We start from the raw sequence: 3,845 nt of genomic DNA, 5'->3' as shown, positions 1-3,845 counted from the left end.
ATCGAGTAACGACCAAAGCGCTCGCCGCCTTCGACGGATTCAAACAGGTAGGTATTGGGGCCGTCGGCGAGCTTCAGATAGACCGAAAGCGGCGTGTCCAGGTCGGACAGCACTTCGCGGACAACGGGAATATGGGTGTGGCCTTCAGCGGCCTGCTGCTGAAACTGAGCGTGCGAGATCAAGACGACTTTCCTTCCGGGACACAGCGTTATGGGGACGGACGACGGCAACAGGCCACCATCGCCACCAACGGCGTGCGGAAGAAAGGGTATGCGGGGTCGTCAGGCTGGACACCCAATGACTGTATCGCAGCTTTGGYCGCAGGGAAACCCTTTGGCGACGGGCGGTTTGCGCCGCCCTAGCCCATCCGCCGTGCCTGTTCCTGGGTCTCGTGCACCTGCTGCTGGGCCAGCGACACCCCCTGCGCCTGCTCGCGAGTGGCATTGATCGCGTCCATCTGGGCGGTGCTCGCGCTCAACGGCTGGGCCATGCCCGCCGCCACTTCGACGTGGGCATGTCGACGGTGCGCGGCGTTCAGGTCGGGCGTATCCACCGCGAAGGCGCGGCTGTGGTCGTCGCTGAGCACCACGTGGCAAATGGACTCCAGCCCCTCGCGCCTGGCCTGCACGGCCAGTGCGCCGGCGAGCTGGTCGCTCTGCAGGTCAGGCACCCGGTTGTGGGCGCGGTCCAGCGCGTGGACCCCGGTCTGGGCTCCCACAAACAGGGGGTTGCCGGCATGGGAGGGATGGTCGATGCCGATCGCCTGCGCCGAGGGTTCGGCGGCACGGCTGGCCTGCCGGCTTTCGGCGGCAGCCTGGACGTGCGGGGGCCGCTCGACCAGTTTCCGGGCGGCGGCCTCCTGCTTGATCAGTTCCGAGTCCAGACTGGGGATGACCGTCGGATCCATGCCATGGCGGGCGGTCGCCTCACTGAAGGCCGGCATCATTCCGCGGATGACGCGTTCGGACTTGTCGAGGTTGTGCAGCTTCGCTGCGTCCAACACCAGGTTGCCGGTCGGCAAGTGGGTCGCAGCAGCAGCCCCGATGCCCACCGCAGCACCCCCTACCGCGGACAGGGTGATCGGCGCCTTGTCGGTAATGCCCTTCACATGGGAGGCCACCAGGTCATAGCCGCGGTCAACGTGGGCGCCAGCGGTCGCGAACCCGTTCTGCAGCTTGCCAGCGACCCATTGGCCGTCGTGGTTGATGGCGGCGGCCACGCGCTCGCCCGCCGCGCGCGTGCCTGCGGCATCGGCAAGGGCCTGTTTCGTCGCATGCTGCGCATGTTGCTCGCCGTGGTCACGGACGTCTTCGGCCTGCTTGGCAAGCCTGCCGGCGACGTTGTCCGCGCCCACCCGGCCAGCGACCCACGATAGTGCGGAGAGACCATGGGAGCGGGTCTGCGATTCGACGCGGTGCAGGGTGGATTCGATGCTTCCGGTCAGTTCGCGCCCCGAAGCAACCACCGTGCTCGTCGCCCGGGTACCCAACTGCAGGCTGGCCGAGCCCATGTTCACTACCTGGCCGATGACCATGCCTTCGGTCTTCAGCACACGCTCGACGCCATCGCCCGTTCTGTCCAGCACCTGGGCAGTGGCAGCGCCCGCCCGCTCGACCTGCTCGCCGGCCAGGCGACCRCTACGCATGCCGTAGGCCGTGGCGTGCAGCACAGTGGACAACGGCCCCGCCAGTTCCGCCACCTGGCTGGGCGGCGCCACGTGCGGGCGATCGACGAGCGCCCCTTGCGCATCGCGGGTCTTGGGCTCAAGCAACAATTCCAGGCGCCCTGCCGCGAGCGGAATATCGCGCAGCGCCTGCTGGCCCGGCTGGCTCGCCAGTTGTTCGATGAACTGTGCGGCGGAGGTCTGCGCCCCCGGGGGCAGCATCTCGCGCAGCTTTTCACCGACGACCTTCTGCATGGCCGGATCCTTCAGCACCATGCCCAGCTCGTTGGCAAGCACGCCGTAGCCACGACGTTGCTGCTCGCTCAGGCGGTGCATGCCGTTCTGCACATCGTTCAGCACTTCACCGGTGGTCTGATAGGTGTGCACGGTCTGCTGCGTATCGAAGGTTGGCAGGCCGTTGTCCTTGGCGAAACGTGCCGGGGTAGCCGGATGCAGGCCGGCGGCGTTGAACGTAGTGGCACGTGCGCCCTGCGCATGCCGATGCCCTGCTGGCCGTTGTTGAGGAAATCCTCGCCGCCGGATTCACGTTTTCCATCGGGCGCGAGAGGGTCAACAATCTCACCCGTAGATCCCTTGTAGACCACGACAGGTTTCGCATCCTCGCCAAAGACGCGCTTGTCCGGGATGTAGATTTCGGCACGGAATCCGGACCTCCTCGGCTGAAGCATTTCCTTGAGTTCGGCGTCCGAGATGTTGATACCGGCCTTACGGAGTGTGTCGGGATCACTACTTGCGCGCGTCCATCCTACCGGGGGCTCTCCCTCGTGCTTCGCCGACTTATACACATCAGCAGCCAGTCCCGCCATTTCACGCGCATGGTAGGTTTCCTGCAGGCGCTCGGCCTCTTCTTCATTCCCACTTTCGCGCAACTTCTGTACGAGAAGATTCTGCTCGTTGACTGCGCGCGCACGCGTCTCGTTCTCCGAACCACTCATGGCAATCTCCATTGCACTTTGAAGTGCCGCCTGTTTCGCAGCACCTATGGATTACCAGAACCTTTTGCTAGTGTCACCTCATCAGCGAATCGATAGGAAAAACATGACCGTCATTCTTCACAATATGACGACAAAATTCCTCGCAAGCGTGGCATGGATCACACTTCTGCTTGTGATGGGGTGCTCTGGAACGTCTGCACGTGATGCCGAAAACTATTTCGAGGGTGCTGCGTTACGACTCGCCATCGCTGCTGAAGACGGCGACGCCAATGCTATACACCACCTCGTAAAGGAAGAAGGCGTCAACCCGGACAAAGCGTTTTCAACGCGGGATGGAATCCCTCTGATTGCATGGCCGCTGCGGACCCGCAACATCGAGGGACTCAAAGCACTGCTCGATGTCGGAGCAGACCCCAATGCGCGTGAATCGAAACAGATGCACGGAGAACTGATCAGGTTCGACAACGCCATGGTCTACGCAGCAAAGATGGACGACCCTCGGTTCCTGGAATTGCTGCTGAAGCACGGTGGAGATCCCAACACACGAAACGTCAACAATGAAACGCTTCTCTTCCAAGCCTTCATCAGCGGGAACCAGTGGAAGAATGTCCAGACCTTGGTCAATCACGGCGCAGACGTGAATGGATCCAACCGCAGAAGCCTGGGAGACGACACTGTTCTGAGCTGGTACACAGGAAGAGGCGGATTCGACTACGCCTACTGGTTGCTGGAGCACGGCGCAGACCCCACCATTCCCGAGCACGTATCGGAAAGTTCGGGCAAATCTGCTCGGCAATTGATGGTCGAAGACATCTACTGGGAAATCACCACGCCGGACAACCTGCCGTGGCAGAAGAAATGCCAGCAATGGCTGGCTGAGCGCAACATCCCCCGCCCGCCGATGCCCGACCACATCCGCAGGAAGCGCGAGGCCTTCAAATTCCCGAGCAAGGAAGAAGACATTCCGCTGCTGTAAGGAGCTCTGACATGGACGTTCACCTGCGTCGCATCATTGCGTATCCCGCCCTTCTGGCAGCAGCGCTGTTTCTGATTCCGGGCTGCACGCCACAGTCAACGCATGGTGCCAGCAGCTACTTCAAGGGCAAGGCGCTTGAGCTGGCCGTTGYCAGCGAGCAAGGGGATGCCGACACGATCACGCGCTTGGTAAAGGACGAAGGCGTCGATCCCGACAAGGCCTTCGCTCGCGATGCTGGCATCCCCTTGGT

Annotated in this window: 2 protein-coding genes and 3 pseudogenes; 2 read left to right on the top strand and 3 right to left on the bottom strand. The window is 62.7% G+C overall.

Features of this window, described 5'->3' with window-relative positions; translation table 11 throughout:
* The 3 genes and pseudogenes from AC1VAN_RS19230 to AC1VAN_RS19220 form a co-directional block, all read right to left on the bottom strand.
* Nucleotides 1–182, bottom strand: a pseudogene (locus AC1VAN_RS19230) (anthranilate synthase component I); the annotation flags it as partial.
* A 176-nt stretch (nucleotides 183–358) separates the two neighbouring features.
* Nucleotides 359–907 carry an XVIPCD domain-containing protein gene (locus tag AC1VAN_RS19225; protein WP_480986481.1) on the bottom strand — a complete coding sequence of 183 codons (549 nt, stop codon included), beginning with the start codon at nucleotides 905–907 and terminating at the stop codon, nucleotides 359–361.
* Between the two features lie 1,131 nt (nucleotides 908–2,038).
* Nucleotides 2,039–2,490 (bottom strand): annotated as a pseudogene (locus tag AC1VAN_RS19220) (Tle-like phospholipase domain-containing protein); the annotation flags it as partial.
* A gap of 232 nt (nucleotides 2,491–2,722) precedes the next feature.
* On the opposite strand from AC1VAN_RS19220, the gene AC1VAN_RS19215 reads away from it, so the two are divergent.
* Nucleotides 2,723–3,595: an ankyrin repeat domain-containing protein gene (locus AC1VAN_RS19215; protein ID WP_282279461.1), complete on the top strand. Its 873-nt coding sequence runs from the start codon at nucleotides 2,723–2,725 to the stop codon at nucleotides 3,593–3,595.
* Between the two features lie 11 nt (nucleotides 3,596–3,606).
* Nucleotides 3,607–3,845 (top strand): annotated as a pseudogene (locus AC1VAN_RS19210) (hypothetical protein); the annotation flags it as partial.

It is taken from the genome of Stenotrophomonas sp. 05L44_2, assembly GCF_056665995.1.
This window is presented reverse-complemented; position numbering and strand designations above follow the sequence as displayed.

Bases quoted from the DNA above. Each gene is read 5' to 3' on its own strand.
- AC1VAN_RS19225 (WP_480986481.1), bottom strand. From the start codon at position 907: ATGGATCCGACGGTCATCCCCAGTCTGGACTCGGAACTGATCAAGCAG.
- AC1VAN_RS19215 (WP_282279461.1), top strand. From the start codon at position 2,723: ATGACCGTCATTCTTCACAATATGACGACAAAATTCCTCGCAAGCGTG.